The 26,207-nt window shown below is 62.4% G+C and carries 28 protein-coding genes; 17 read left to right on the top strand and 11 right to left on the bottom strand.

Annotation, left to right across the window (positions count from 1 at the left end; all coding sequences use genetic code 11):
• Positions 1-8: 8 nt before the first annotated feature.
• The 5 genes from repC to ABID16_RS20490 all read right to left on the bottom strand — a co-directional run bounded on the left by repC (position 9) and on the right by ABID16_RS20490 (position 6,580).
• Positions 9-1,589 (bottom strand): plasmid replication protein RepC, encoded by a 1,581-nt coding sequence (gene repC, locus ABID16_RS20470; protein WP_354558227.1) that lies wholly within the window; start codon positions 1,587-1,589, stop codon positions 9-11.
• A gap of 161 nt (positions 1,590-1,750) precedes the next feature.
• Positions 1,751-2,803: a plasmid partitioning protein RepB gene (gene repB / locus ABID16_RS20475; protein ID WP_354558228.1), complete on the bottom strand. Its 1,053-nt coding sequence runs from the start codon at positions 2,801-2,803 to the stop codon at positions 1,751-1,753.
• Positions 2,800-3,978 carry a plasmid partitioning protein RepA gene (gene repA, locus ABID16_RS20480; protein WP_354558229.1) on the bottom strand — a complete coding sequence of 393 codons (1,179 nt, stop codon included), beginning with the start codon at positions 3,976-3,978 and terminating at the stop codon, positions 2,800-2,802. The genes repB and repA overlap by 4 nt, the downstream gene beginning before the upstream one ends.
• A 432-nt stretch (positions 3,979-4,410) precedes the next feature.
• Positions 4,411-4,896 (bottom strand): MarR family winged helix-turn-helix transcriptional regulator, encoded by a 486-nt coding sequence (locus tag ABID16_RS20485; protein WP_354558230.1) that lies wholly within the window; start codon positions 4,894-4,896, stop codon positions 4,411-4,413.
• Between the two features lie 112 nt (positions 4,897-5,008).
• The gene (locus ABID16_RS20490) at positions 5,009-6,580 is read right to left on the bottom strand and encodes a phytoene desaturase family protein (RefSeq protein WP_354558231.1); all 1,572 of its coding nucleotides are present in this window, start codon (positions 6,578-6,580) and stop codon (positions 5,009-5,011) included.
• A 284-nt stretch (positions 6,581-6,864) separates the two neighbouring features.
• On the opposite strand from ABID16_RS20490, the gene ABID16_RS20495 reads away from it, so the two are divergent.
• The 3 genes from ABID16_RS20495 (at position 6,865) to ABID16_RS20505 (ending at position 10,336) form a co-directional block, all read left to right on the top strand.
• Positions 6,865-7,650: a cyclase family protein gene (locus ABID16_RS20495; RefSeq protein WP_354558232.1), complete on the top strand. Its 786-nt coding sequence runs from the start codon at positions 6,865-6,867 to the stop codon at positions 7,648-7,650.
• Between the two features lie 526 nt (positions 7,651-8,176).
• Positions 8,177-9,766 (top strand): phytoene desaturase family protein, encoded by a 1,590-nt coding sequence (locus tag ABID16_RS20500; protein WP_354558233.1) that lies wholly within the window; start codon positions 8,177-8,179, stop codon positions 9,764-9,766.
• A 63-nt stretch (positions 9,767-9,829) separates the two neighbouring features.
• The gene (locus ABID16_RS20505) at positions 9,830-10,336 is read left to right on the top strand and encodes a MarR family winged helix-turn-helix transcriptional regulator (RefSeq protein ID WP_354558234.1); all 507 of its coding nucleotides are present in this window, start codon (positions 9,830-9,832) and stop codon (positions 10,334-10,336) included.
• Between the two features lie 150 nt (positions 10,337-10,486).
• On the opposite strand, the gene ABID16_RS20510 is transcribed toward ABID16_RS20505, so the two are convergent.
• A complete protein-coding gene (locus ABID16_RS20510; RefSeq protein ID WP_354558235.1) occupies positions 10,487-11,404 on the bottom strand; it encodes a LysR family transcriptional regulator in 918 nt (305 codons plus the stop codon).
• A 117-nt stretch (positions 11,405-11,521) separates the two neighbouring features.
• Between ABID16_RS20510 and ABID16_RS20515 the strand changes: the two genes are divergently transcribed.
• Positions 11,522-12,277, top strand: a complete 756-nt coding sequence (locus ABID16_RS20515) for an SDR family NAD(P)-dependent oxidoreductase (protein WP_354558236.1) — start codon at positions 11,522-11,524, stop codon at positions 12,275-12,277.
• A gap of 66 nt (positions 12,278-12,343) precedes the next feature.
• Positions 12,344-13,180 (top strand): alpha/beta fold hydrolase, encoded by an 837-nt coding sequence (locus ABID16_RS20520; protein WP_354558237.1) that lies wholly within the window; start codon positions 12,344-12,346, stop codon positions 13,178-13,180.
• A gap of 93 nt (positions 13,181-13,273) precedes the next feature.
• Here the strand turns inward: ABID16_RS20520 and ABID16_RS20525 are convergent, their stop codons facing one another.
• Genes ABID16_RS20525 through ABID16_RS20540 form a run of 4 tightly spaced genes read right to left on the bottom strand, consistent with a single transcriptional unit; the run spans position 13,274 to position 14,423 of the window.
• Positions 13,274-13,723 carry an arginase family protein gene (locus ABID16_RS20525; protein ID WP_354558327.1) on the bottom strand — a complete coding sequence of 150 codons (450 nt, stop codon included), beginning with the start codon at positions 13,721-13,723 and terminating at the stop codon, positions 13,274-13,276.
• Positions 13,609-13,917 carry a hypothetical protein gene (locus ABID16_RS20530; RefSeq protein ID WP_354558329.1) on the bottom strand — a complete coding sequence of 103 codons (309 nt, stop codon included), beginning with the start codon at positions 13,915-13,917 and terminating at the stop codon, positions 13,609-13,611. Before ABID16_RS20530 ends, ABID16_RS20525 begins: the two co-directional genes overlap by 115 nt.
• Entirely contained in the window at positions 13,914-14,078 is a 165-nt protein-coding gene (locus ABID16_RS20535) for a hypothetical protein (RefSeq protein WP_354558238.1), read from the bottom strand. Before ABID16_RS20535 ends, ABID16_RS20530 begins: the two co-directional genes overlap by 4 nt.
• Before the next feature lie 15 nt (positions 14,079-14,093).
• On the bottom strand, positions 14,094-14,423 hold the full coding sequence (locus ABID16_RS20540; RefSeq protein ID WP_354558239.1) for an ABC transporter permease subunit: 330 nt from the start codon (positions 14,421-14,423) through the stop codon (positions 14,094-14,096).
• Between the two features lie 136 nt (positions 14,424-14,559).
• On the opposite strand from ABID16_RS20540, the gene ABID16_RS20545 reads away from it, so the two are divergent.
• The 6 genes from ABID16_RS20545 to ABID16_RS20570 all read left to right on the top strand — a co-directional run bounded on the left by ABID16_RS20545 (position 14,560) and on the right by ABID16_RS20570 (position 19,075).
• Positions 14,560-15,354, top strand: coding sequence for an SDR family NAD(P)-dependent oxidoreductase (locus ABID16_RS20545; RefSeq protein WP_354558240.1), 795 nt, complete (start codon positions 14,560-14,562; stop codon positions 15,352-15,354).
• Positions 15,344-15,646, top strand: coding sequence for an ATP-binding cassette domain-containing protein (locus ABID16_RS20550; protein WP_354558241.1), 303 nt, complete (start codon positions 15,344-15,346; stop codon positions 15,644-15,646). Before ABID16_RS20545 ends, ABID16_RS20550 begins: the two co-directional genes overlap by 11 nt.
• 71 nt (positions 15,647-15,717) lie before the next feature.
• Entirely contained in the window at positions 15,718-17,196 is a 1,479-nt protein-coding gene (locus ABID16_RS20555) for an amidase family protein (protein ID WP_354558242.1), read from the top strand.
• A 42-nt stretch (positions 17,197-17,238) separates the two neighbouring features.
• Positions 17,239-17,988, top strand: coding sequence for a GntR family transcriptional regulator (locus ABID16_RS20560; protein WP_354558243.1), 750 nt, complete (start codon positions 17,239-17,241; stop codon positions 17,986-17,988).
• Positions 17,989-18,092: 104 nt separating this feature from the next.
• Positions 18,093-18,587, top strand: a complete 495-nt coding sequence (locus tag ABID16_RS20565; RefSeq protein WP_354558244.1) for a VOC family protein — start codon at positions 18,093-18,095, stop codon at positions 18,585-18,587.
• A gap of 173 nt (positions 18,588-18,760) precedes the next feature.
• Positions 18,761-19,075: a hypothetical protein gene (locus ABID16_RS20570; protein WP_354558245.1), complete on the top strand. Its 315-nt coding sequence runs from the start codon at positions 18,761-18,763 to the stop codon at positions 19,073-19,075.
• Positions 19,076-19,108: 33 nt separating this feature from the next.
• Here ABID16_RS20570 and ABID16_RS20575 read toward each other — a convergent pair whose 3' ends face one another.
• Positions 19,109-20,011: a LysR family transcriptional regulator gene (locus ABID16_RS20575; RefSeq protein WP_354558246.1), complete on the bottom strand. Its 903-nt coding sequence runs from the start codon at positions 20,009-20,011 to the stop codon at positions 19,109-19,111.
• A 151-nt stretch (positions 20,012-20,162) separates the two neighbouring features.
• Here ABID16_RS20575 and ABID16_RS20580 point away from each other — a divergent pair, with 151 nt between their 5' ends.
• The 6 genes from ABID16_RS20580 (at position 20,163) to ABID16_RS20605 (ending at position 26,205) form a co-directional block, all read left to right on the top strand.
• The gene (locus tag ABID16_RS20580) at positions 20,163-21,206 is read left to right on the top strand and encodes an ABC transporter substrate-binding protein (protein WP_354558247.1); all 1,044 of its coding nucleotides are present in this window, start codon (positions 20,163-20,165) and stop codon (positions 21,204-21,206) included.
• Positions 21,207-21,216: 10 nt separating this feature from the next.
• Positions 21,217-22,011 carry an ABC transporter ATP-binding protein gene (locus ABID16_RS20585; protein ID WP_354558248.1) on the top strand — a complete coding sequence of 265 codons (795 nt, stop codon included), beginning with the start codon at positions 21,217-21,219 and terminating at the stop codon, positions 22,009-22,011.
• Positions 22,011-22,820 carry an ABC transporter permease gene (locus ABID16_RS20590; protein ID WP_435532455.1) on the top strand — a complete coding sequence of 270 codons (810 nt, stop codon included), beginning with the start codon at positions 22,011-22,013 and terminating at the stop codon, positions 22,818-22,820. Before ABID16_RS20585 ends, ABID16_RS20590 begins: the two co-directional genes overlap by 1 nt.
• A gap of 68 nt (positions 22,821-22,888) precedes the next feature.
• Positions 22,889-24,256: an FAD-dependent oxidoreductase gene (locus ABID16_RS20595; protein ID WP_354558250.1), complete on the top strand. Its 1,368-nt coding sequence runs from the start codon at positions 22,889-22,891 to the stop codon at positions 24,254-24,256.
• 15 nt (positions 24,257-24,271) lie between these two features.
• A complete protein-coding gene (locus ABID16_RS20600) occupies positions 24,272-25,432 on the top strand; it encodes a CaiB/BaiF CoA transferase family protein (protein ID WP_354558251.1) in 1,161 nt (386 codons plus the stop codon).
• Positions 25,429-26,205 (top strand): enoyl-CoA hydratase-related protein, encoded by a 777-nt coding sequence (locus tag ABID16_RS20605; protein ID WP_354558252.1) that lies wholly within the window; start codon positions 25,429-25,431, stop codon positions 26,203-26,205. The genes ABID16_RS20600 and ABID16_RS20605 overlap by 4 nt, the downstream gene beginning before the upstream one ends.
• Positions 26,206-26,207: the final 2 nt, after the last annotated feature.

The following is a 26,207-nucleotide window of genomic DNA, read 5'->3' on the forward strand; positions in this document are numbered from 1 at the left end:
TTGAGCGGTCACCCCGCCCTCGCCTTCTCGCCAACCTTCTGCCCCACCTTCTGGCCCACTTGGCCGCGCATCTGCGCCATCAGCATCGGCCCGAGCGAGAATTCGCCGCGTTCAGCCCGGCGTGTCAGGTCGCGCAGATACCCGCCCGCCGAATTGATATGCCCGGCGCGCTCCAGAATGCAGGCCATCACGGTCGCCGCGTTTTCCGGCCCCAGAATGCCGCAGGCCTCCTCATAGGCTGACGGCGAAACGCCGAGCATGGAGCGCACCACCACCGCCGCCGACATCAGGTCTCGCCAGCTGGTGACATGGCCGCCGGGGCCGTAATCGGCGATATCCGGGCAGGCTGACAGCACCATGCCAAGCGGGAAGGGTTTCAGGCCCGCAATGCTGTCAAGCGACTTGCGTTCGGGTGCTATGCCATCGGAAGACACGGCGCGGATATCCGGCCTTGCGGCATGATCCGGCGCGAGCTCGCCCGCAAAACCGGCCGATCCCCCCACCGCTCCGGCGGATTTCGCCCCGTTTGCGGCGTCACCTGCGGCAAGTCTTGCAGTCTGACGGCGCTGGCGCGCAATTTCAGCCGCGGCCCCGTCGTCCACCTCTGCGTCCAGCGTCCGGACCGTCAGAATTCGGCCGGCGCCGGATATTTGCCCGCCTTCCGCACCGCTGTCCCCGTCGCCACCAGCTTCATGGGTGCCATCACCTTCAGCCGCTTCCGCCACATCAGACCAACCCAATCCGGTGTCACCCCGATTTTGCCCCAGCGTCTTTTCCAAGCGCGGTTCAAGTTCAGAGATAGAGTCGGATTTTGAATTCTGTATATGCCGCTCGTCCTGATAGGCATTGCCGCCTTGATTTTGGGATTTCAGCTGCATTTCCAGCTGGTTGACGATGTTTTCCCTGAGAAAAGTCATCGCATCGAGCGTCTGCGCCACCATCGCGGGCCCCGGCTTGCGCGGATAATCCGCCAGGATAGCCCGATATTCGGCCTGCGCCGCCTCCCAGTCGCCCGAAGCGCCCTCCTCGATCGCGGTCTCGATCAGCTTCACGACATCGCGCCGGCAGATGGTCAGCCGCTCCTTCAGCCGCTGCAGAGTGAGCCGCTCGGCCTCGACCTCGGCTGCCAGGCGTTCGATCTCGTCTGCCCGTGCCAGCAGCGGAGCGAGCGAGAAGCCGAAGGCCTCATCGATCTGGCCGGCGCGATCGCGGCGCACAAAGCGCTTGCCATTGGCGCTGTCGCGGCGCGTGAGCAGCCCGGCCTCAATGAGGCTCGCCAGATGCCGGCGGATCGTCTGCTCGGCCATGCCATGGGCCCGCAGCGACAGCTGCGCATTGGAGGGAAACACGATCATCGTGTCTTCAGCCGAAAGCTCCGTCTTCGGATAGAAGCTCAGGAGCGCGTTGAGGATCGCAAGCGCCCGGTCGGTCACGCCCAGCCGCTCGCGCGCCTCACAGAGCGCCCGGTAAAGCTTCCACTTGTCGGCACGCGCGCCCTCTTCGATCTCCGCCGATGCCATCTGGTCTTTCAACATGGCATAGGTCAGCGGCCGCCGCCCAAAGGGCGTCGTCACATGGTCCAGCTGCATCTCAGCTCTCGCCTTTCAATAGGCAAAAGAAAGCCGCCCGCCGAAATTGACGGTGAAACATCTTGACTGCGATTCGGGGAAATGCGATTCTCTAGCTGCTAGACACGAGAAGGGCTTCCACGGTTCGCCGTTGGGGGCCTTTTTCTTTTGCGGGTCTTCGTTTAACTCCGTTTCTGCTCGTTCCTGCGCGACGCGTCCTTGTGGTAGGCGTCGTGAAGTTCTTCCATGCGCTCGGCCAGATAGGCGACGAAATCGGCCGGAACCGACTTGCTGAACACCATCCTGCCGCCCGCCTTGCCATAGGCCACATCGGCCAGCTTGATGCCGCGCGACACGACTTCCAGCGGGCCGGGGTCCTTGGGCGCCGGCTTCAGCGCCTTGACGAACATCGACGACATGGCCAGCGCAAAGCGCTCCTCGCTCGTCATGTTCTTGCCGGCGAAATCCAGGACCTCCTGCACCATGACATGCGAATGCTGATGCGTGATCCACTTTTCCATCAGCTCGATCCAGCGCCGCCGGCCGATCTCGGGGGCCGGGCCGATGGTGCGGACAAGCTTGTCCGGCAGCGTCGAGGCGAGCCGGATCATCTCGGAAATATGCGACTTGCCGGTGGAGAGCGAGGCGGCAATCGTGTTGCGTGAATAGCCGGCCTTTTCCATCGTCAGAGCAAAGGCGCATTTCTCGATATAGGTCAGATCATTGCGGGCAGTGTTTTCCTCGCCCTGGTAGATGACCGCCTGTTCGTCGGAAAGCTCGCGGACCACCGCCTTGAACTTGAGCCCCAGCTTCTTGGCGGCGGCCAGTCGCCGGCGGCCATAGACAATCTGGTAGCGCTGCGGCTCGCCGGGCGCGGGACGGACCAGACCCGGCACGATCTGGCCGCGATCGGCCATGCTGATCACCAGCTCCGAGATGGCCGTGTCGTCATAGGCGCCTTCGAAACGGTCGGCGAGTGCGGAGGGCAGAACAGCATCCGGGTCAAGCTCGACGACCTGCCCGCCCTCCTTCATCAGCTTGTCGATGAGTTCGCCGCGCTCCTGGATCTGGCGCACACCCGCCGCCACCTTCATGAGATGCGGCGAGGCGAGCGGCTTGGGCGCCGTGGTTGCCGAAGGCGTACCGGCACCCGTGGACGGAGGGCTGTCTGCCGCCCCCTCCCCCAGCTTGCCGAGCACATTGGCGAACATGCCCTTTGAATCCTTCCGGCTCATTGACGCCCCCACGCGTTCCAAAGCAGTTGCTCGATCTCGGCGTTCGCCGCGTTGATCGACTCGATTGCCCGGTCGTAGGTCTTGGGCGCGGAGAATCGCGCCCGCTGCACCTCGTACAGGCTCTGCTTCCATGTTAGCGCATCCGCGACCGCCGTGGATTTGATGACCATATTTAAAAGCAGATCATTGCCGAAGACCTGCCGCATGAGCGCCATCATATTGGCCTGCGGATGGTCGTTGGGCTCGAATTTCGTGATCAGGAACTTGGCGAAATCCCACTGCGCGGTGGCACCGATATCCGCGAGAATCTGCATGTAGGACCCGGCCAGCTCCAGGAACTTGGCGGTCGAATCCACGTCCAGCATATGCGCCGGAACCGGGATCAGAACCCCGGTCGCGGCGGTGAGCGACGAGAGCGTCAGGAAGTTCAAGGACGGTGCCGAATCCATCAGGATCACGTCATAGCGATCCGCCACCTGCTCGATCGCCTGATTGACCCTCAGCAGAAAGCCGGTGCCCCCGGTGTTGCGCATTTCCAGCGCCACGGCGGTTTCGAATTCAGTGAGTTCAAGCCCCGCGCAGATGACGTCGAAACCGGCAATATGGGTCTTGTGGATCAGCGTTTCGGTGGGCACCGGATCGTCGAAGCGAATCGCCGAATAGAAGGTGTCGCCCTCGCGCGGGTCGAAGCCGTCCAGCGCGCCATGCAGCGCGGTGAGCGATGCCTGCGGGTCGAGATCGATGGCGAGAACGCGGTAGCCCTTCAGCGCCAGATAATGGCCGAGATGGATCGTGGTGGAGGTCTTGGACGAGCCGCCCTTGAAGTTCGTGACCGCAATCACCTGACAGGCCTCGCCTTGCGCCCGGCGCGGATTGATCCATTTCTTGCGGCCGTTTTCGGCGAGCAGCAGGCGCAGTTCGAGGATCTGTTCGACCGAATAGAGCCGCCGTCCATTGGCCGCCACTTCCGGCTCCGGACCTTTTCCTTTCAGCGAAATCTGCCGGATATAGGCTTCCGTCACATCGAGAAGCTGGGCGACTTCGGACGAAGCAAACTTGCGCATGGTGCGGTGCGCATCCGGCGGATATTGGGCAAGCGACAGATTGCGCAGAGCCACGTCGAGCTTTGCGGAAAATGTCTGCATGAAATCGAGGCTGCTCAGGTGCCGAGTCAAATGACGATCCTCTTCTTTTGAACTGCCACCATCTTACAGACTATAGTTAACCAAATGTTGATCGGGTCGAGACTACGCAAAAAATCGAAATTTTCGGAATTCCGCGTAACAGAAGATACGACGATTCGGGAAGGGTGGGCAAATGGCCGTCCCGGATGAAAAGTTCCCCGCGGGGAACTCTGCCGATGTCGGGCGGGAAGGCCTCGGGAAATTCATCACCGCGAGTTTGGGAGGGGAATGTCGGAGAGAGAGCGAAGGCAAGAATGGACGCAGGGCAGACATTGCCGAACGGGTTCGAACCGGCCCTCCAGCCAAAAGTTCCCCGCGGGGAACTTTGTGTCAGGCATGGGACAATGCCCGCAGCGTCGCACGCGCTTCAGGCCTGAGTTCCCCGCGGGGAACGTCCCAAGGAACGGCGAAAGCGCCCTCGCCTCAATCCTCTTCCGACAGATGCTTCTGGGCAGATTCCTTGACCTGGCCGAGTTCGGCGAGGAGGCGTTTCAGAACGGCCGGATCGACTTCCGCCATCAGTTCCTTGATCCAGCGCTCATGCGCATCCGCCATGCCTTCGAAATAGGTCCGGCCTTTTTCAGTCAGACGGGCGACGGTGACGCGCTTGTCGTCTTCGAGCCGTTCCCGGATGATCGTGCCGTCGGCTTCCAGCCGTTCGACGAGGCCGGTGACATTGCCGTTGGTGACCATGGTGCGGCTGGAGAGTTCGCCGAGACGAAGGCCGTCCTTCTCGCGGTAGAGCTGGGCGAGCAGGTCGAATTGCGGCAGCGTCGCGCCGAATTCGGTGCGCAGACGCCGGCGCACTTCCTGCGACATGAGCTTGGTCGTGGCAAGCAGGCGCAGCCAGAGCTTCAGCTCCTGCTTCTTGCCCTCCTGGGCGTCGCTGGCAACCAGTTCGAGATCCATCGCCGAGTCCGTCATGCGTGTGATAAGCTGAACCTTACCTGCGGGAAGTGCCGGGCCGCGTCAAGACATTCGTTGAGACCTGAAGCAATTGCCCCCAAGACTCGCGGTGGACCTAACCGGCCAGCATCTTCGCCAGCAAGAATCCGGACCCCGCCCCCGTCCCCGCGCCCGGCCATGTCGCGGCCCCGCACATATAAAGACCGCCGACCGGGCTCTTGTAGCGGGAGTAGCCGGCAACGGGGCGGAAGAGGAAATTCTGGTCGAGATGATGGGAGCCCGAAAGGCTGTCGCCACCGATCAAGTTCGGGTTCTCGGCCTGCAGATCGAGCGGCGACCAGACGGCGCGGCCACGGATTTTGGCGCGGAAGCCCGGTGCGTAATTTTCGATGATCGAAAGCACGCGATCGGCATAGGCTTCCTTTGCCGACGGCCAACCGGCCGCGGAAATTTCTCCCGCCGAATCGCCCTTGATCTCCGCAGGCAGGACGCGGACCTGCACCCAGAGCACATGTTTCCCCACCGGCGCGCGCGTCGGGTCGAGCGCCGTCGGCTGGCCGACGACGAGGGCGGGTTCGCGGGGAAGCAGGCCGGAGACCGCTTCGTCATAGACGCGGTTCATCATAGCAAGGTTCGGGGCGATGTGGACGTAGGCGTAGGACTTTAATTCGGGCGAGGCCGACCAGTCCGGCAGATCGTCCAGCGTCAGATGGATCATCATGGCGCCGGGGCCGGGGCGGTAGGTTGCAAGACCATCGGCAAACCGGACGGGCAGGGTGCTTCCTTTGACGAGACCTTTGAAGAGGAGCTTGGGGTGAATGTTCGAGATGACAGCCCGCTTCGCCGTCAGCGTCCGGCCATTGGCCAGCGTCACCGATTTGGCGCGGCCGCCCGCCACATCAACGGACGCCACCGGAGAATTGAGGAAGAGTTCCCCACCCTTGGCGTTCAACAGTCCCGTCATCGCCTTGATGATCGCATCCGCGCCGCCCTCTCCGATCACCATGCCGAAGGCCTGGTTGGTCATCGTTTCCAGATAGGGAAAGAGCGCGCCGCCGGCGGCATCCGGGGGGAAGTCGAGATGCAGGCCCCATGCGGCCATCATCGCCTTCAGTTTCTCATTGTCGAAATGCCGGTCGAGGAAGCCGCGCGGGGAGGAGAGGAGGAGACGCAGAAGATCGGTGAGCAGCGGCACGCCGCCGGCACGCCATGCCTTCCACACGGTCTTGATGCTTCCCAAGGAGGGCATGGGATTGCCGAGCAGGCCGAAGAGATGCGGGGCCATATTGCCGAACTCGGCGGACATGGCGGCGAAGCTCTCGGCATCCTTCGGCGACAGCGCCGCGATGGCCGCCTTATTCGCGGCAGCATCGGTGCCGATGCCGAGATGGGTGCCGTCGGAGAAGACGGAGGCGAAGCATTTCGGGGCGGGGATGAATTTGAGGCCATGGGCGGCCAACTCTGCCCCATAGGTCTGGTGAAAGGCGGAACCGGCGAACATGGAGAGGTTCATGGCAGCCAGATCGTGGCGGAACCCGGGCTCGATCGGCTCCTGCGTTTTCACCGCCCCGCCCGCGCTCGCCTTGGCCTCCACGACCGCGACCTTCCAGCCCTTCGCCGCCAGATGCACGGCAGCGGCCAGCCCATTGTGACCTGCGCCCAGAATGATGGCATCGAATTCAGACATCGCGTTCCCCCGATTTCTTCGGATTTATTTCTGTATGCATACATCTTCGATAAAATGCATCAAGCTTAAAATAAATCGGAAACGGGGGAATACGGCCTCCCCCGGCTATAAATCCCACACCTTCGCCGCTAACGGGCCGAGGCGCGCGCACACGAGGGCAGGGCGGCTGACAAAACCCCACGCAAAATTACTTGCATTTACATATTTTGTGATCTAGCGTCGCCTCAATGCAGGACCCGGCCGGGCTTCCGCCGGGTGCGCAACCGCCAATAAAGGGGAACGCCATGACGGATACAAGCACACTTTCGCAACTCGCCGCCAATCTTCTGACCGGCAAGGTCAAGGTCGTCGACCTGACCGCCCCGCTCGGGCCCGATACGCCGGTTCTCTATCTCCCGCCGCAGTTCGGCAAGAACACGCCGAACGTCAAGGTTCACGAGATTTCGGCCTATGACGAAAACGGTCCGTTCTGGGCCTGGAACTGGCTGGAACTCGGCGAACATACCGGCACGCATTTCGATGCGCCCTGCCACTGGATCACCGGCAAGGATCATCCCGGCAACACGACCGACACCATCCCGCCGCAGAATTTCGTCGCCCCGGTCAATGTCATCGACCGTTCCAGGGAAGCCGCCGCCGACAACGACTATCTGCTGACGGTGGAAAGCATCAAGGAATGGGAAGCCGAGCACGGCGACATCGAAGCGGGCACCTGGGTCGTGATGCGCACCGACTGGTACAAGCGCAACGGTTCGTCCGAGGCCTTCCTCAATGCCGACGAAACAGGTCCACACACGCCCGGCCCGACGGCCGAAGCCATCGAATACCTCATCTCCAAGGGCATTGTCGGCTGGGGCCAGGAAACGATCGGCACCGATGCCGGCATGGCGGGCGGAATGAACCCGCCTTTCCCGGCGCATAACCTCATGCACAAGGCCAACAAGTATGGGCTCGCCAGCCTGTCGAACCTCGACCAGCTTCCGCCGAAGGGCGCGATCCTCATCGCCGCACCGCTGAAATTCGTCAGGGGCACCGGCTCGCCGATCCGCGCACTGGCGCTGATCGCGTAAGGGGCAGGGCTGCGGCTTGAGGTGAGGTGGGCAGGCGCGACCTGAGTGGGTTCGCGTCAGAGGCTACCCCAATCTCCGTCATGCCGGACTTGATCCGGCATCCAGTGCGCGATGTCCATCGCGCGGAGGGACTCTCTTCATCTTAAGGGGGAGTCCTTTCACCCCGCAGACGCGGGGTGGCTGGATCCCGGATCAAGTCCGGGATGACGGAAGGTGAGTGAAGCCGGCCTTGACCGCCAAAGCAGCCTTGCGGAAGGCTGATGCAGCAGAGTGCTCATCCTCAACAAACCTAGGAGAGGGCAAGACGGTCGCCACATCCGTCTCCCCCCTTGTGGGGGAGATGGCGGCAGCCAGAGGGGGTCTTGACCGCAAGCACTGAGCAAGCGGAGGGAAAGGCCCCTCCCCAACCCTCCCCACAAGGGGGAGGGAGAGTGACCGCTGCGGCAAGCCTCTCACCAATTCGGGAAGAGGGAGCAAGACGCCCGACCAACATCATACAACAACCATCCCCCATCGGAGATGACCCATGAGCAACCCGGATTACATCATCGTCGGCAGCGGCATCAATGCATTGGTGGCGGCGAGCCTGCTGGGCAAGAAGGGCAAGAAGGTTCTGGTTCTGGAGCGCAACGCCAAGATCGGCGGATGCCTGCGCACGGAAGAGATCACCGCGCCGGGCTTCGTGCATGATGTCATGGCGACCACCATGGTGCTCTTCATCACCTCACCGGCCTTTGCCGCGCTCGGCAAGGATCTGGAGGCGCGGGGGCTGGAGTTCTGCCATTCGGCAACGCCGACCGGGGTTCTGCGGCCCGATGGATCGCATGCTATCCTTGCCATGAACCGGGCCGAGAATGTTGCGAATTTCGAGAAGCTCGCTCCCGGCGACGGGCAGGCTTTTGATCGCGAGATGAACCGCTTCGGCGGCAATGCCGGCTTCGTGTTCGGGCTGCTCGGCGGCAATCTCTGGTCCATTGCGACGGCCAAGCTGGTGGCGAAAGAGGCATGGTCGCGCGGCCTGAAAGGTCTTGCGGCTTTCTTCGGCGAGGCGCTGGCGCCAGCGCGCGGCTATCTGGAAAACACCTATCAATCGGATGAGATGAAGGCGCTGTGGGCGCCCTGGGCGCTGCATTGCGGGCTGGGGCCGGAAAGCAGCTATTCGGCGGAGATGGTCAAGGTCATCGGCTTTGCCATCGAGCTGGCCGGCTGCCCCATCGTCAAGGGCGGTGCGGTCAACCTTCTGAAAGCGTTCGAGAAACTGATCACGGATCAGGGCGGCGAGATCATCACCGGAGCCGATGTCGATCAGGTTTCGCAAGGGCAGGGCGGCCGCGCCAGCGGCGTGGTTCTGGCAGATGGCCGCAGCTTCAAGGCCAATGCAGGCGTGATTGCATCGATGACGCCGGACCAGATTTATAGCCGGCTATTGAAGAAGTCCTCCACGGCCCTGCCGGATTACGTGAAGGACGGGCTGAAAAACTACCGCTACGGCAAGGGCAACATGCAGATCCACTATGCGCTGAAGGCCGCGCCACGCTGGAAGGCGGGCGAGGGCTTAAGCAAGGTGGCGCTGCTGCACCTGACCCCCGGTCTCGACGGCGTGTCGCTTTCGTCCAACGAGGCGGAGCGCGGGCTGCTGCCGGCAGAACCCACCGTCTGCGTCGGCCAGCCGACCTCCTTCGACCCGAGCCGCGCGCCGGAGGGCCAGTCTATCCTCTGGCTGCAGCTGCCCGACACGCCGCGCTTGATCAAGGGCGATGCGGCGGGCCTGCTCGATTGCCCCGCCGACGGACGCTGGACCGAGGCGCTGCGCGAAGGTTTTGCCGATCGCGTGGAGGCGATGCTGCGCCACCATATCGAGAATTTCGACGAGGCGGTGATGGCGCGCCGCGTCTACTCCCCGGCAGACCTTGAGGCCATGAACATGAACCTTGTGGGCGGCGATCCCTATGGCGGTTTCTGTGGGCTGGACCAGTTTTTCCTCTGGCGTCCCTTCAAGAGACCGAATAACCACATGACCCATGTGCCGGGGCTCTACCATATCGGAGCATCCACCCATCCGGGACCGGGCCTTGGCGGGGGATCGGGCTTCCTGCTCGCATCCTCCCTGAAATGAAACGGAACGGGCCGGCGCATCGTTTACGGTCGAGCGGCCAGGGCATGAATGGGAGACGCGTGGATGGAGAACGGCTTTTCCGGTGAGGTTCTCGGGCCTCCGGGCACCGAGGAAGGACGCATGCCGTCGCTGGGAGAAATAGGCCTCAACCATTTCGCGCCCTATATCATGAACCGCATCATGGCGCGGTGGAACGTCAATCTGTCGGAAGAATTGCGCTCCCGTGACATGACGACCGCGAAGATGCGCGCACTTGCCGTTCTCTCCGTGTCCACCTCGCTGACGATCAACGAACTCTCCGTCTTCGGCGTCACCGAACAGTCGACCATGAGCCGCACGGTGGATTCGCTGGAAGAACAGGGGTTGATCAGCCGCACGCCGCGACCTGACGACCTGCGCGTGCGCGATGTCTCCATCACCGAGGAAGGCCGCGCGGTGTTCAACGACGTCTGGCCGCTGATGTATGAGGGGCTGCGCCAGATGTTCCGCGATATCGACGACGATGAATATCGCGCATTTCTCAACACGCTGCACAAGATCCTGCGCAATGTGCGCAAGAACGAGATGTGACAAAGCCATCCTGGTCCCGGCGGCGTTCACGGTATGAATCAATACCGCAATTTTGCTTTCGTTAACGCCGTATTCACCATAACTTCAATGCCTTGAAATCTCGCTAAACTGCTCAACGAGAGCCGACTGCGCAAGCACGCCCGAGGATCGTCAGGCCATGCGCCCGGTATAAGCCTGGCGGGCCCCGTCCGCTCTGGTCATGCACTCGGTTCGAATAACCTCGGCGACCTTCGCGACCTTTTCGACGCGATCCGATCTGGTCGTCACGTGAAGGAAGGTCAGGTCGCGCGCGATGGCCCTCGTTCCCGGAAGATTGCAACGCACGAGTTCGCCGCTTTCCAGCTGCGGCGCCAGCACCCGCAGTGATTCCAGGGCAATGCCGAATCCGGACAGGGCCGCCGGAATGATCTGGGAGGCCCGGTTGAACCGCAGCCAGTTGAGATTCGCCGCTGCAATCCCGTTGAGCTGAAACCAGTCCGTCCACGTCACGGCGTTCGTTTCATTGACGATCAGTGCGCAGTCGGCCAGGTCCGCGGCCGTCTGCAGACGCGCCTTCAGACCCGGCGCGCAGACGGGCATGAAGACATCCGGGCCCAGGGGTTCCAGATCATGGATCTTCGCAGCCGGTTCGCCATAGACGATTGCGACATCGAAGTCGCGATAGCGTTTGAAGTCGGGCGCCTCGTCGGCCACGATCCTGATGTCGCGGATCTTGGAGGCCAGAAGCGACTGCACGACAACCGGCAGCAACTGGCTTGCAAGGCCGGGCGGGCTGGAGATGGATATGGGCATGTCGCGCGCCTCGGTGAGCGTCTGCAGCCCGATGCGCATCTCCTCGAAACCCTTCACCACATGCTTGAGCAGCTTCTCGCCCTCCAGCGTGAGCTTCAGGCCATTCCCGATCCGCAGGAACAGGGGACAGGCCAGACGCTCCTCCAGTTTTCGGACAGCCTGGCTGACAGCGCTCGTCGACAGGGCAAGGTTTTCCGCCGCGACCCGGAAGGAACAGGTCTGGCCCGCCTCGGCAAAGATTTCGAGTGCGCTCAAGGGCACGCTGAGACGTGTCATCGTGAAGCTCCGCTTAACGGTTGAGACAATACAAGTCGTTTGCTCAGCCGGGGTCTCGATCCTAATCATATCTCTGAGGAGACTGGATTTGGCGATGCTATCGCCACGGGAGGAAGCATGCAACGCCAACTGGAGGGGCGCGTGGCGGTGGTCACCGGCGCTGCACGGGGCATCGGCTTTGCGATAGCCGAAAGGCTCGCCGGACAGGGCGCTCATGTCGTCATTTCCGACGTTGACCACAGCGCCGGCCAACAGTCGGTGGCGCGGATCGCCAACAATGGCGGTTCATCGAGTTTTGCCGCCGTGGACCTGAGCCAGCCGGACGATATACGACGGGCATCGGACGAGATATTCAGGCAGCATCCCCGCATCGACATCCTTGTGAACAATGCCGGCATTGTCTCCAGAGGTGGCATCGAGACGGTCGAACTGGAAGAGTTTCAGCGTCTGATGATGATCGATCTGACGGCGGTCTTCCTTCTGACGAAAGCCTTTCTGCCCTCCATGACCGCCGCCGGCTGGGGGCGTATCATCAACATTGCCTCCGTGGCGGGGCAACAGGGCGGCGGCCTCTTCGGCAATAGCTGCTACGCGGCGGCCAAGGGGGCGGTGATTGCCTTCAGCAAGGGCGTCGCGCGCGAGGCTGGCCGGTCGGGCGTGACCTGCAACGCCATCTGCCCCGGATTGACCGATACGGCGCTCACCTCGGAACTCACCATCGCACAGAGAGAGCAGATCATTTCGACCATCCCGGTCGGGCGCCCCGGAGAGCCGGAAGACATTGCAGAGGCCGTCGGCTTTCTGGCCTCCGATGCGGCGAGCTTCATTACAGGCGTTACGTTGAATGTCGATGGCGGCTTGATGCGCCATTGAATTGACAGGCATGCACGCGGCGGGTCAGGGAGGCCGGCCGCACCAGAAGAAGAGGGAGGAAAAGACATGCAGAAGAACTTCACGACATCCGATGGCGCCGTCCTGACCTATACGGATGAAGGCCAGGGCCCGGCGCTTGTCCTGCTGCCGGGCTGGTCGCAATCGGCGGCGATGTTCCGGCATCAGGTCGCGCATTTCTCGGCGACGCACCGCGTGCTCGCCATCGATTTTCGCGGACACGGCCGGTCGCCGGACGCCACGCGCGGCTTCCGCATCTTCCGCTTTGCTGCCGACATCATGGAACTGATGAAGCACGAGAAGATCGAGAAGGCCACGATGCTCGGCTGGTCGATGGGCGCCTCGGTGATCTGGGCGATGATCGATGTCTTCGGCACCGGCTTTATCGAGAAATTGATCCTCGTGGACGAGCCTGCGACGGTGATGCGTCAGTCGGGCATGACGGACGAGGATGCGATCAATGCCGGCGCCCTCTTCGATGCGGCGACGATGGTCGCCATCGCAGACCAGATCAAGGGCGCAGAAGGTTCGGCTGCGCGCGGCGCGTTTCTTGACGGCATGATCACGAAAAACATTCCGGCGGACCTCAAGGCCTGGCTGCTTCAGGAAAACCTGCGCGTCGATGCCATCCACGTCGCCAATCTCTTCGTCGACCATTGCTCCATCGACTGGAGCGACATCTTCCCCCGCATCGACAAGCCGACCCTGATCGTCGCAGGCCGCGTCAGCCATGTGAACTTCCGCTCGCAGGAATGGATCCACGGCCAGATCAAGGGTTCGAAGCTGGTGATCTTCGAAGAGAACGAAGGCGGCGCGCATTTCTCCTTCATCGAAGCGCCGGCGCGCTTCAACGAGGTTCTCTCGACCTTCGTCGGCAACGGGTGAGACTGGAGCCGACCGGCAGCCTAAACAGGGCCAGATCTGATCCGCGACATCTCCAACGAGGGGCTCGCAACTTGCAGGCGCGTGCAATCGCGATCACCAGTCCGTCATAGCCGCCTTCGAAGACAACCATCTTCGGGCAGTCGATGTGATCGCTGCCTGGAGAGCGCCGGAATAATTGGCCCAGGCCGAACCGGACTCCAGCGACAGGTTCAGATTGAAACCTTCGCCGGCGCTGTTGCCGATCTCGTCCGCGTAGCCCGAGAAGTATGGATAGTCATGTGCCGGATCGGCATGGATCGAGACGGTGAGCACGGACGCGGATTGCCAGAAGATGTCCTCTGTCCCGTTTCCGTGATGCGCATTGATGTCGAGGACGGCAACCCGTGCGCCGTCCTTGGCGAGCGTGGCAGCCGCGAGAGCCGTGTGGTTCAGATAGCTCGCGCGGCCGACCATGTTCCGGCACGCATGGTGGCCGGGTGGCCTGATGGGGGCGAAGACGCGCTCGTCGGTCCGGGCAAGGTGTAAGGCGGCTGCGCGCGGCACGCGTGGCGGGCGGTTGCGGTGTGGCCAGATGAAGCCGAGCCGTCGAGGTTCCCGTCGTAGCTCTTCGTCCATTCGTTCCAGACGGTTTCCAGAAAGGACAGATAGTCGGCATCGTGAACCGGAAGCAGCTCGCCCGGAATGAGTTCGCGTTTGGCTTCGTGGGCGCCATGCGCGCTGTAACCGAAGATCTTCATGCTGTGCCCTTGTGTTTTCGTGATCCGACCGGAGAGCAGGCCTCTGCGGCGGCGCTGAGCAGCCGGTCGATCAGCGAGGTTATCACGACCATGCCGACAGCCATCATCAGCGTCCGGCTAAGCGCCAGCAACAGTCCCGGCCAGGCGAGCGGCAGGCGCACCTTGACGAATGTTTGTCAGGGCGTTGCGCCGAACATGCCGGCAGCTTCCAGCACGCCGGCATCGACCTCCTTGAGGGCATGCGAGACATAGCGGATGGTGGTCGCCATCGAGTAGATGGCAATCGCCGGCACGCCCGAGACATCGCCGGAGCCCCGCAGCATCACGATCGGGACGAGGTAGACGAAGGAAGGCAGGGTCTGCCGCGCGGTCACGATACCGTCTGCGACCTTGTAGACACGGCGCGACGAGGCCGCCCACATGCCGACGAGTACGCCGATGAGGAGCGAGAGATGTTCCCCTTTTTGCTGCACCCTCAGTGAGATCGTATTTTCCCTTGATTTCAATCACAAAAATATCCCAGAATTCACTTTCTGATGCCAATTTATAATTTATAGATTGATTTGTGATTATTTTGTGCTTTCATAGAGGCAACGAAAAACACATGCCGCATCTCTGCGCAGTGCGGAAAAGGGGAACCAGATGAAAATTGAGGCAAATGCCCCTGTTGCATTCATAACGGGTGGATCTCGCGGGATTGGACGCGCCACTGCCGAACTCTTTCTGCGTGAAGGCTACGATCTTCACGCGACCTATCGCACCCGCGCCGATGCCGCCGAAGGGCTCGTCGCACTCGGGCAGAGCCTCGGTCGCCGGGTCACCCTGCATCAGCTGGAGGCCAGTTCGACGGAAAGCCAGGATCGCCTGCTCCGCAACCTCGCCGGCATCCGCTTCAACGCGCTGATCTTCAATGCCGGCACGATCGAATTCGAGGATTTCTCGCAATACGATGAGGGCATCTGGAACCGGACGATGGAAACCAACCTCAATTCCATCCTGCGCTTCTCGGTGCGCCTGCAGAACGCTCTGGCCGAAGGTGGCGCCATCGTGATCGTTTCGTCCACGGACGGCTATGTCGGCTCCTATGCGAGCATGGCCTATGCCGCATCCAAGGCTGCGCTGATCAATCTGACGCGCAGCCTCGCCTGCAATTACGGACCGCGAAATATCCGCGTCAACGCCGTCGCGCCCGGCTGGATTTCCACCGACATGACGACCGAAGGCTCTTCGGATTCGGCTTCGGTAACGCCGCTTGGCCGCGACGGCAGGCCGGACGAAGTTGCCAATGTCATCAGCTTCCTGGCTTCGCCGAAAGCCAGCTTCGTGACGGGAACGACCATCGTCGTCGATGGCGGTTACACATCCTCCGATCCGATCATGCTCAACGAAGCCCGGCAGTTTCAGGCATCCAGGCTGGAGAGCGGCGATGATCGTTGAATGCCGGCATCTCTGGAAAGTCCATGGCGGCAGGGGAACAGATCCCAATGCGGCTGGTGGCTCCGTGGAGGAGGCGGTCGCACGCGCTGAAAAGGCCGGCGCCCATGTGGCGCTTGCCGACATCAATATCGGCGTCGAGCGCGGCGAGACGCTCGTCATCATGGGCCTTTCCGGCTCGGGAAAATCCACCCTTCTGCGTTGCCTGACCCGGCGGATAGAACCGAGTTCGGCCGAGGTGATGTTGGAGGGCCTGCACGACACGTCCATACAGACCCATGCGGGAGCGGCCTGACGCGTCCGGATGCCCTGACCGGAGCGAAACGTTTCAAATCGAATTTCCATTGTTGAACACCCGAGGAAATGATGTCCAAGACAACCGCACCGCACTGGTGGACCGCAACCGAAACCCTGGCTGCGCTGCGCAGCCGTCGGATCGGCGCGGTCGAACTGCTGACGCATATGGTCGAGAGGCACGAAAGGCTCGGGGCCCGGATCAATGCCGTCATCGAGACGCAGATCGATCTGGCGACATCGACCGCCAGAGCGGTCGATAACGGCGACGTTGCAGGCCCGCTGGCAGGCCTGCCGATGACCATCAAGGACACCTATGAGGTGGACGGCTTCGGCTGCCGGGCGGGCATCCCGGAGCTGAAGGACTATCGCTCGGCGCGCGACGCCGATGCGGTCCAGCGCCTGCGCAGGGCGGGAGCCGTGTTCTGGGGCAAGACCAACGTTCCGCTCGCTGCCGCCGACCATCAGAGCTACAATTCCATCTTCGGTGTCACCAACAATCCGTGGGATTTCGGCCGGTCGCCGGGTGGCTCGTCAGGCGGTTCCGCGGCTGCCCTGGCAGCCGGCTTCACCGGCCTGGAACTCGGCAGCGATATCGGCGGCTCGATCCGCGTTCCCTCGCATTTCTGCGGCGTCTGGGGGCACAAGCCGAGCTACGGCATCGTGTCGCAGCGTGGCCAGGTGCCACCCAATCCGGGAGCACTGGTGCAATCGCCGCTCGCCGTCTGCGGGCCCATGGCACGCAGCACCGCCGATCTGACGATGGCGCTGGATATCCTGGCTGGTGCAGCGCCCGGCGAGGCCTGGACGCTGAACCTTCCGGCGGCGCGCGGCAAGTCGCTCAAGGATTTCCGGGTCGCGATCTGGTGCGGCAGCTATCCCGTCGATCCCGAATATCATCAGGCGATCTCCGCCTTCGGCCGTGCGCTTGCAGCGGAGGGCGCAAAGGTCGTCGAGCTGACACAGGCGCCAGACGCATTGCCCGGCGATGAAGACCTCTACATTTCGCTCCTGTTTGCCGTCATCGGCGGCGAACTGGGCGGCGCCGATCTGTCGGAATACGACGAGGCTGCTGCAAAATATCCCGCCGACAGCGTTGCCGGTCGTGCCGCTCGCGGTGTTCGTTCCAGCACGTCGGATTTCTTCGCGCTGCGCGAACGGCAGGCCCATCACATCGCGAAGTGGAACCAGTGGTTCGAGAGCTTCGACATTCTTATCTGCCCTGTCGCAATGACGCAGGCCTTTCCGCATCAGAACAAGGATGGCGACGGCCCCATTCCGAGCATGGCGCGCACGCTGCGTGTCGGCAACGGTGAGCGTCCCTATCTGGAAAACCTGCTGTGGTCCGGCGTTGCCACATTGGCCCATCTCCCGGCCACCGCCCGGCCGCTGCCCTGGCAGGTTGCAGGCCTGCCGGCCGGCATCCAGATCATCGGCCCCTCCTACGGCGACCGCACGACGCTCGCCTTTTCAGCCCTTTGCGACGAAATCTTCGGCACGTTCACGCCGCCGCCCGCACTTTTGCCGGACGTGCTCCAGGGTCAAAACTGACATGCATCGCCGAAACATCGATACAACGGGACGCCGGACGACATGAATGACAAGACCCTGACGGAGAGCGGCAAGGAATCGATCGCCGACCAGATCTACAAGTCCATTCGGAAAGACCTGATGGAGTGCCGCTGGCCCGCTGGTCATACGCTGAAGATCAGAAATCTTGCCGAGGAATTCGGCGTCAGCCCGATGCCGGTGCGGCTGGCCCTGAAGCGGCTGGTGGAAGAAGGTGCGCTGACCGCCGAGGAGAACCGCTCTGCCCGCGTTCCGATCATTTCGCAGCGTCGGTTCAGCGAATTCTACGAGATCACCGTGCGGCTCGAAACGCTCGCGTTGGAGAGAGCCTCGGCGCGGATCACACCGTTGCAGTTGACCAGCCTGCTCGACAGAGCCGAGGCGATACGGCTGGAAATCGAAGACGGGCGGACCGCAGGCTATGCGCAGCGTTTCAACTCGATGCTGATGGAGGTCTATCGCATCGGCGGATCAAGTGCCCTCATCGAGATGATAGAATATGCCTGGGTTCATGTCGCTCCGCCGTCGAACGCGATTTTCGAGGCACCGGAATTCGTTGGCAGTATCCATGCACACCTGATCGAGATCTTTCAGGCATTGCGGCGCAAGGATTCCATTGCGGCTGCCAACGCGCTGGTGGCCGCCTTGAGCTACGCCGAGCGGTCGATGTTCCCGTTGACGGATGAGGAATCAGGCGCGAGCCCGGTGCGTGCGCCCAAGCGCCGGGGGCGAAAGGAAATCCACGCAGCAGAAGGCTTGGCCGGCGAGGCGTGATCTCCCGGCTGCGCATCCCTGACGTTCAACGGGGTTACGGTTCCCGGAGCCGTCATATCTCACACAGCTGACGATGTGATCAGCGCAGCCATCGGAGAAAACGCATGGAAAAACAGGACAATCATGACGCATTCGAGAGCCGCATGCTGCGCCTGGCGCGGAAGTGCCGGGAGGAGAACCGGCTCATCATGAACCACGTCTGCATTCGTGTCGAAGATATCGACCGGACCGAGAAGCTGCTGGCCGCCTCCTTCGGCATCGGCGCGGAAGGGTTCACGCGGGTTGAAGGTGCTCTGTTCAAGGGCGAGGCTGCCGTCAGCGGAGCCTGGGTGAGTGACGAATTCTATCTGGAGCTCATGGAGCCGGTCGAAAAACAGCAGCTGGGCTATGACACCGGCTGCGGTGCACCCATCGGGCATTTGAGCGAAATCGGGTTTCTGACGCCCAACATGGACGCCGACCTGGAACGCCTGTCGAAAATCGGCTGGCGGGTGACGGACTCGCTCTCCTCTGACGTGTCCCGCGAGGTCAAGATGGATATGGAACCGTCAATCGGATTTCCAATCGAGCTGATGGAGATAAAGACGGATCGGAAATAGGAAATAATTCCTTCCTTCGCCGAAGCGTTCCTCATCGTGTGACAAACGCCTCCCGCACATCCCTCACGGCACAGGCATTACAGGCCCGAAGCGAGCATTGAATGGCATATATTGCAGTTTTCCCGAAATCTGCCGCGGCAGAACAGCGATTGGCAGATGACTCCACATCAGTCATGAACCTTCTTCATCAAGCAACAAAAGACGTTCTCGAGGTTCCCGATCACGACATCATCGTTGAATTGAACCGTTGCACCACGATCGCCTTCAACCAGTCTGCGATGAATGCCGGCGCAGTTCCGGATGCTGTCATTCAGATCGCGACCAGCGATCATGAGCTGCAACCCAGGTTCCAGACCCTGTGCGACCAGATCGTCAGCAGGTGGGATGCGCAGTTCGGGAAGACGCTCAAGATGGAACTCTGGGTGAACCTGATCGATACATGGGCCTGCAACATGGATTTCGGCCAGAACATTCCCTCTTTCCCATGAAACGCTGAAACCGTTTCGCGGGATCGACAACTCTCAGGCAAAGTCCACGGTTCTGAGAACCCTTTCGATCGTCCCGAGGAACAGACCTTTCAGCAGGTCGACGCTGGTGGAGGCGGAGACGAAGACGCCCATGCGGTAATTGCTGAGCGCCGTGTCGGCGATAGGCACGAACTTGAGCGTCCTGTCCTCGATCTCATCGAGGAACCCGATCTTCGTGTAGATGCCGACCACCTGTTTCGACAGGATGGCCTGTTTGGCGATCGAAAGCGTGTTGGTGAACATCTGCGTCTTGAGCATGGACGACACATTGGCGATTTCCTGATCGACGATGGAGTTGCGGCCCCGCGCTCTCGGCGTTGCGACAAGGGCATAGGCCGACAGGTCTTCCACCGTAATGCTGCTGCGTTCGGCCAGCGGGTGGTCCACCGACAGTATGGCGCCGAACGGCGCCGGCTTCTGGGCGATGATGCGCAGGTCCGGATGCATCATCTTGGTAAAGCCGATGCCGATATCGGCCTCGCCATTGACCACGCATTGCATCACCTCGTCATGCATGCCGACATTGATCGAAAGCGATATGCCGGGATGCGCCCCGCTGAACTGCTCCAGCACCTTGGGCAGAAAGCTGAAGGCGGCGGAATCGATGGCCTGGATATTGAGATGCCCGGTCTTGAGCCCGCGAATGTCGCCGAGCAGGGCCTGCGCCTGCTCGAAATCGTAGAGCGTCTTGCGGCAGTGTTCGAGGATGATCCGGCCGGACGTGGTGAGTTCCACCCCCTCCGGCGAGCGGTCGAGAAGCCTGACGCCCAATTGCTCCTCCACCTGAATGATCTTCCGGTTGACCGATGTCGAGGTCACATTGAGCACGGTCGCCGCCTTGCGGATGGAACCCTGGCGGGCGACCTCGTCGAGATAACGCAGGAAAACCGTGTGCATGCGGGATCCTTCGATGTGGAGCGAAAATCGCACCACTGTTGGTAAAAATTAGCTCTTCTTGTGTCACGGCTGGCGGGCTTAGTGTCAAGCAGATGGCAAAAACAAAACGGGGAACTCCGACGTCCATCTCAAAAACTGTGGAGACTGATCAATGACGACATTCATTCCGCACGCATCCCGCCGTTCCGTTCTGAAAGGTCTCGGCCTTGCCGCCGCCGGCGCTTTTTCCGGAACATCCTTTTCCTTCGCGCCCGCCGCCCGCGCCGCCGATCCGTTCACGGTGCGCATGCAGCTGGGCTGGCTTGCCAGCAACGGCATTCTCGGCGAAGTCGCGGCCGACAAGCTGGGTTACTTTGCTGATGAGGGGCTGAAACTCGAAATCGTCCCCGGCGGACCGAATATCGATGGTGTTGCCGCCATCGCCAGCGGCGCGTCCAATCTCGGCCAGATTTCCTCAAGCCCGTCACTCATGATGGCGCGTTCGCAAGGCATTCCGGTCAAGTGCATCGCCGCCGGCTACCAGAAGCATCCCTACACCTATTTCTCCTTGAAGAAGAAGCCGATCAGCACGCCCAAGGACATGATCGGCAAGGTCATCGGCACCCAGGCGACCGGGCGCATCCTGCTGCGCGCGCTTCTGGCCAAGAACGGGATCGCCGAGAAGGACGTCGAGATGAAGATCATCGGCGCCGACATGACACCCCTGATGACGGGCCAGGTCGATGCGATCACCGGCTGGCTGACCAATATCGATGCCCTGGCCGTGCTGGGAGACCAGCGGGTCGATCTCACGCTCTGGGACGCCGGCATCCACCTCTACGCCAACCCCTACTACGTCTCCGACCAGACCCTGAAGGATCATCCGGACAAGCTGCAGGCGACCATCCGCGCCATTGCCAAGGGCTGGGGCTTTGTCCACGACAACCCGGAAAAGGCCGTCGAATACCTGGTCGAGCGCTTCCCGAACCTCAACAAGGACAGCGAGATGAAGGCCGTGCGCCCCATCGTCGCCTACTCGTTCAATGAAACGACGGCGAAGGCCGGCTGGGGTGCGATGACGCGAGAGAACTGGCAGGCCCAGATCGACACCTACAATCAGCTTGCCCAGTTCGAGAAGGGCGCGCCGACGGTCGATGACGTCATGACCCTGTCGGTGCTGGAGGCCACGGCCGCCCAACGTCCGGCCTATGGCTGAGGTGGGGAACATGCAAACGGCCTCCGCTCCCGCCGCAGGTCCGGTGCCGATCGCGGCATCCCTGCGCAATGCGACCGTCCGGTTCGCGACCTTCACGGCGATCGACAAGATCAGCCTCGATATCGAGGATGGAGCCTTCTACTCCATCCTCGGCCCCTCCGGCTGCGGCAAGTCCACGCTGCTCCGGCTGATCTCGGACCTCATCCCGGCCGCCGAGGGCGAAGTCACCGTCTTTGGCAAGTCGACCGAAGAGGCGCGCCTTGCCCGCGAATTCGCCTTCGTCTTCCAGGAGGCGACTTTGCTTCCCTGGCGCAGCGCCATCGACAATGTCCGTCTGCCGCTGGAAATCGGCCGCAGCCGGGGTCTCAACCTGCCGGTCAGCGAGCGCTCGCCGGCGGAGCTTCTGGAACTCGTCGGCCTCAAGGGGCGCGAAAATGCACTGCCGCATGAGCTTTCGGGCGGCATGCGCCAGCGCGTGGCCATTGCCCGAGCCCTCGTCTGCAAGCCGAAGCTCCTGCTGATGGACGAGCCCTTCGGCGCGCTCGACGAGATGACGCGCGACCACATGAACCTCGAACTTCTGCGCATCTGGCAGGAAACGGGCGTGACGATCCTCTTCGTCACCCACTCGATCCCGGAGGCCATCTTTCTTGGCCAGAAGGTGTTGATGCTGAAGGCCAATCCCGGCCGGGTGCGGGAGATCGTCGATATCGACTTCCCCTATCCGCGCGAGATCGCGCTGCGCGATACGATGGAATTCACCCGCTATTCCGCGCGTCTGCGCCAGCTTCTGGAGACATGCTGATGGCTGCGACCCAAGACACGACCCGGCCGATCCCGCTGCGCCCGAGGAGCAATCCGATGCATAAATTCGGCGGCGGGGTGCCGCTTCCGCTTCTCACGGCTGTCGGTCTCATCCTGCTCTGGGAGGCCGGCGTGCGCGGTTTTTCCGTGCCCTCCTATATCGCACCGGCGCCGAGCGACATTGCCCGCACACTGGTCAGCGATTTCCCGCTGCTGATGCGCAACTTCTGGCCGACGCTGTTTGAAAGCCTGCTCGGCTTTGCGGTCGGCAATATCGGTGCGGTGCTGATCGCTATCGCCTTCGTGCACAACAAGACGGTCGAGAAGGCCTTCTTTCCGATCGCCGTCTTCGTCAACACCGTGCCGATCCTCGCGATTGCGCCGATCCTCGTGCTGATCTTCGGCGGCGGGCTGACGGCCAAGGTGGTGATTGCGGCGCTGATCTGCTTCTTCCCCACCCTCGTCAACATGGTGCGCGGGCTGGAGGCGGTGACGCCGCAGGTGATGGAACTGGCGCGCATTCTCTCGGCCTCCAAGTGGGAGATCTTCTGGAAGATCCGGCTGCCCTCGTCGCTGCCCTTCCTCTTCGCCGCGCTCAAGATTGCCGCAACGACCAGCGTCATCGGCGCGATCGTCGGGGAGTGGGTGGGGGCCGACAAGGGGCTTGGCACGCTGATCATCGATGCGACCTTCAACTTCCGCTCCGCGCAGCTCTACGCGACGGTGCTGATGTCGTCCGGCCTTTCGGTCGTGATGTTTGCCAGCGTCGCCATCGCCGAGAAGCTGCTGATCCGCTGGGAACACAAATAACGCAACGCAACCGCACAGGCTGCCTGAAACCTTCAACCGAGGGCGGGCGGAGCTATGGGAGAAAGACCATGACCGACAAAGCTATCGATCACATCACCCTCCAGAGCGAGAACGTGCCCGTCGTTGCCGATTGCGACGTGGTGGTCGTCGGCGCAGGACCAGCCGGCCTTTCCGCCGCCGTTTCGGCGGCGCGCAACGGCTGCAAGGTCGTGCTGATCGAGCGTTACCATCACCTCGGCGGCATGGCCTCCGGCGGCATGGTTCTGGTGCTTGACGACATGGTCAATGACGGAACCGAAATCGTCACGACCGGCATTGTCAGCGAATTCGTCGACCGGCTGAAGCGCCAGGATGCCGCCGTCTATCCGCCGCCGGAAGATTGCCTGACCAACTGGGACATGTGGCGCAAATGGTCGCGCTGGGGCTGCATCGATTTTCACAAGACCGGAATGCCGCAGCCGATCATCCACGCCGTCGCCTTCGATCCGGATGGCTGGAAGCGGGTGAGCCTCGATCTGGTGCGCGAGACGAATATTCACCTGCGCCTGCATAGCTGGTTCTGCGGCACGGTGGTCGAGGGGGGCGAGGTCAAGGCGGTCATCTGCCAGACCAAGCTCGGCCGGCAGGCAATCCGCGCCAGGATGGTGGTGGACGCATCCGGCGATCTCGATGTCGCGGCCTCGGCCGGCGCGTCCTTCCTCAACGGGCAATATATCGTCACGACCGTGTTCCGGCTCTGCGATGTGGACACGGATGCGGCCGAAGCCTTCGAATATGAAAACCCGGAGGCCTACAAGGAGCTGGACCGCAAGGCGCGGCGCATTATCGGCGGGGCCTGGGGCATGTGGTGGCTGAAGACGCCGCTGCCGGGCATCGTCTGGTGCAATTGCCCGCATATGCCGGGCTTCGACGGGCTTTCGCCGGAGGACATGGTGGCGGCCGAAATTCAGGGCCGCGACCGCATGATGGCGCTGCTCGAATTCGCCCGCGCCAATCTGCCGGGCTTTGAAAAGGCAAAGATGCTGGGTGCTGCCGAGCAGATCGGCATTCGCCAGACGCGGCTTCTGCAGGGCGAATATGTCGTCACCCGCGACGACGTGAAAAACCGCCGCTATTTCGACGACACCGTCTGCCGCGGTCGCGACTATTACACGCCCTATCGCGCGCTGCTGCCGCGCGGGCTCGACAACCTCATCGTCGCCGGCCGGCACTATTCGGCGGAGAGCGAGGCGCAGAAGCTTTCCCGCGAAATCCCTCCCTGCATGGCGCAAGGCGAGGCGGCCGGCGTTGCCGTTTCGCTCGCGCTCGAAGGCGGCCATGCGCTTCGCCATGTCGATGCGGCGAAGATCCAGGCGCGCATGCGGGCGCAAGGCGCCGATCCCGGCGACCGCCCCTCCGCCAACGCGCTCATCGAACCGCACTCCATTGCCGTCTGACAGAAGGAAAACACCATGGTTCATCCCCTAGAAGGCGTGCGCGTCATCGATTTCACGCAAGTCATGCTCGGCCCCTGCGCAACGCAGATGCTGGCTGATTTCGGCGCCGACGTGATCAAGATCGAACGGCCGGGCGCCGGCGATCTGTCGCGCAATTTCATGGGCGATGCGAGCGAGGCCGGGCAGAACAATGCCGTCTTCTGCTCGCTCAACCGCAACAAGCGCTCTGTCGAGATCGACACCAAGTCCGAGGCCGGGCGGCAGATGGTCTACGATCTCGTGCGCGTCTCCGACGTGGTGGTCGACAATTTCCGCGCCGGCGTGATGGATCGTTTGGGCTTTGGCTATGAGGCGCTGAAGGCGATCAATCCGCGCATTGTCTGCGCCTCCGGCACCGGCTTTGGCGAAAAGGGCCCCTATGCCCACAAGGGCGGGCAGGACGTGCTGGCGCAGGCGATGACCGGCGTCATGGAAAAGACCTCCGATCCCTCCATACCGCGCTCCATCTACCCGACGACGCTTTGCGACTATACCGCCGGCATGCATCTCGTTCAGGGCGTGCTCGCAGCACTTCTGGCGCGCGAAAAGACCGGCCATGGCCAGAAGGTCTCCGTCTCGCTTTACGACTCCATCATCGCCATGCAGATGCAGGAGGCGGCGCAATGGTCGAAGCACCGCGAAATCCTCAACTGGGCCGCCATGCCGCTGACAGGCCTGTTCGATGCCGTCGACGGGCCGCTGGTGATCGTCGGCGCCTTCAAGCAGAACCCGCTGCGTGACATCTGCACAGCACTCGGTATCGAAGACTTGTCGCCGCGCTATCCCGATCTCGCCAGCCAGCGCGCCAACAAGCCCTTCCTTCAGGACACGTTCCGCAGGCAGATCGCGACGAATACCGTGGCCCATTGGCTGGCGCGGCTGGAGGAACAGGATTTGCTCTGCGCGCCGGTGCGCTCGCTAGGCGTCGCACTCGACGATCCGCAGACGGCGATCAACGGCATGTTCATCGATATCGATCATCCGGTTATGGGGCCGCTGCGGCTTCTCGGGTCTCCGGTCCACCTCAGCGACGCGCCGCTCGAGCTTCGCCACGTCCCGCCGCGCCTTGGTGAGCATACCGACGAGGTGATTGCCGAATTCGGTCTCGCGCGCGACCAGCGGAGGGCGGCGGTATGACGGTCGGCTTTACCCTCGCCGGCGGCGTCGCCCGCGTCACGATCGACCGTCCCGACCGGATGAACGCGGTCGATCTCGCCACATCCGCCGAGCTTGAACGCATCTGGACGGCGATCGAGGCGGATGAGAGCGTGCGCTGCGTCGTACTCACGGGCGCGGGAAACCGCGCCTTCTCGGCAGGGGCGGACATGAAATCCGACAGTGGCAAGACCGGGCTTGAATATTGGGCGGAGGCAAACCCCTCCGGCTTCGGCGGCATTGCCTGCCGGGAAAGCCTGATGGTTCCGGTCATTGCCCGCGTCAACGGTCTGGCGCTCGGCGGCGGCATGGAAATGGTGCTGGGCGCCGATATCGTCATTGCCGCAGACCACGCCCGTTTCGGCCTCCCGGAAGCCAAAGTCGGGCGGCTGCCGCTCGACGGCGGCATGGTGATGCTACAGCGGCTCATTCCGCGCAATATCGCCGCCGGCCTGATGATGACCGGGCGCATGCTGGGTGCGGCTGAGGCGGCCCGGCTCGGCCTCGTCAACGCCGTCGTGCCGGAAGCGGAACTCGATGCGGAGGTCGAGCGCTGGGTTGCCGATATCCTCGCCTGCGCGCCGCTGTCGCTGAAGGCGATCAAGCGGTCGATCCGGGCGACCGCACATCTCACAAGCGCCGACGCGCGCGGGCTGAAGACGCCCGAACTGATCGCAGCACTGACCTCGGCCGACTCCCAGGAGGGCGTCGCGGCCTTCCGCGAGAAGCGCGCGCCGCAATGGACCGGCAGGTAATT

Origin of the sequence: Limnomicrobium aquaticum, assembly GCF_040545545.1 — a bacterium.
GTDB classification, from domain to species: Bacteria; Pseudomonadota; Alphaproteobacteria; order Rhizobiales; family Rhizobiaceae; genus Ensifer_A; species Ensifer_A aquaticum.

Excerpts from the sequence above, each read along its gene's own strand:
- ABID16_RS20605 (WP_354558252.1), top strand. The coding sequence starts at position 25,429 with ATGACGGTCGGCTTTACCCTCGCCGGCGGCGTCGCCCGCGTCACGATC.
- repB (WP_354558228.1), bottom strand. The coding sequence starts at position 2,803 with ATGAGCCGGAAGGATTCAAAGGGCATGTTCGCCAATGTGCTCGGCAAG.
- ABID16_RS20580 (WP_354558247.1), top strand. The coding sequence starts at position 20,163 with ATGACGACATTCATTCCGCACGCATCCCGCCGTTCCGTTCTGAAAGGT.
- ABID16_RS20560 (WP_354558243.1), top strand. The coding sequence starts at position 17,239 with ATGAATGACAAGACCCTGACGGAGAGCGGCAAGGAATCGATCGCCGAC.
- ABID16_RS20595 (WP_354558250.1), top strand. The coding sequence starts at position 22,889 with ATGACCGACAAAGCTATCGATCACATCACCCTCCAGAGCGAGAACGTG.
- ABID16_RS20570 (WP_354558245.1), top strand. The coding sequence starts at position 18,761 with ATGAACCTTCTTCATCAAGCAACAAAAGACGTTCTCGAGGTTCCCGAT.
- ABID16_RS20510 (WP_354558235.1), bottom strand. The coding sequence starts at position 11,404 with ATGACACGTCTCAGCGTGCCCTTGAGCGCACTCGAAATCTTTGCCGAG.
- ABID16_RS20530 (WP_354558329.1), bottom strand. The coding sequence starts at position 13,917 with ATGAAGATCTTCGGTTACAGCGCGCATGGCGCCCACGAAGCCAAACGC.
- ABID16_RS20575 (WP_354558246.1), bottom strand. The coding sequence starts at position 20,011 with ATGCACACGGTTTTCCTGCGTTATCTCGACGAGGTCGCCCGCCAGGGT.
- ABID16_RS20555 (WP_354558242.1), top strand. The coding sequence starts at position 15,718 with ATGTCCAAGACAACCGCACCGCACTGGTGGACCGCAACCGAAACCCTG.
- ABID16_RS20600 (WP_354558251.1), top strand. The coding sequence starts at position 24,272 with ATGGTTCATCCCCTAGAAGGCGTGCGCGTCATCGATTTCACGCAAGTC.
- ABID16_RS20550 (WP_354558241.1), top strand. The coding sequence starts at position 15,344 with ATGATCGTTGAATGCCGGCATCTCTGGAAAGTCCATGGCGGCAGGGGA.
- ABID16_RS20500 (WP_354558233.1), top strand. The coding sequence starts at position 8,177 with ATGAGCAACCCGGATTACATCATCGTCGGCAGCGGCATCAATGCATTG.
- ABID16_RS20495 (WP_354558232.1), top strand. The coding sequence starts at position 6,865 with ATGACGGATACAAGCACACTTTCGCAACTCGCCGCCAATCTTCTGACC.
- ABID16_RS20545 (WP_354558240.1), top strand. The coding sequence starts at position 14,560 with ATGAAAATTGAGGCAAATGCCCCTGTTGCATTCATAACGGGTGGATCT.
- ABID16_RS20490 (WP_354558231.1), bottom strand. The coding sequence starts at position 6,580 with ATGTCTGAATTCGATGCCATCATTCTGGGCGCAGGTCACAATGGGCTG.
- ABID16_RS20515 (WP_354558236.1), top strand. The coding sequence starts at position 11,522 with ATGCAACGCCAACTGGAGGGGCGCGTGGCGGTGGTCACCGGCGCTGCA.
- ABID16_RS20505 (WP_354558234.1), top strand. The coding sequence starts at position 9,830 with ATGGAGAACGGCTTTTCCGGTGAGGTTCTCGGGCCTCCGGGCACCGAG.
- ABID16_RS20520 (WP_354558237.1), top strand. The coding sequence starts at position 12,344 with ATGCAGAAGAACTTCACGACATCCGATGGCGCCGTCCTGACCTATACG.
- ABID16_RS20590 (WP_435532455.1), top strand. The coding sequence starts at position 22,011 with ATGGCTGCGACCCAAGACACGACCCGGCCGATCCCGCTGCGCCCGAGG.
- ABID16_RS20565 (WP_354558244.1), top strand. The coding sequence starts at position 18,093 with ATGGAAAAACAGGACAATCATGACGCATTCGAGAGCCGCATGCTGCGC.
- ABID16_RS20585 (WP_354558248.1), top strand. The coding sequence starts at position 21,217 with ATGCAAACGGCCTCCGCTCCCGCCGCAGGTCCGGTGCCGATCGCGGCA.
- ABID16_RS20485 (WP_354558230.1), bottom strand. The coding sequence starts at position 4,896 with ATGGATCTCGAACTGGTTGCCAGCGACGCCCAGGAGGGCAAGAAGCAG.
- repC (WP_354558227.1), bottom strand. The coding sequence starts at position 1,589 with ATGCAGCTGGACCATGTGACGACGCCCTTTGGGCGGCGGCCGCTGACC.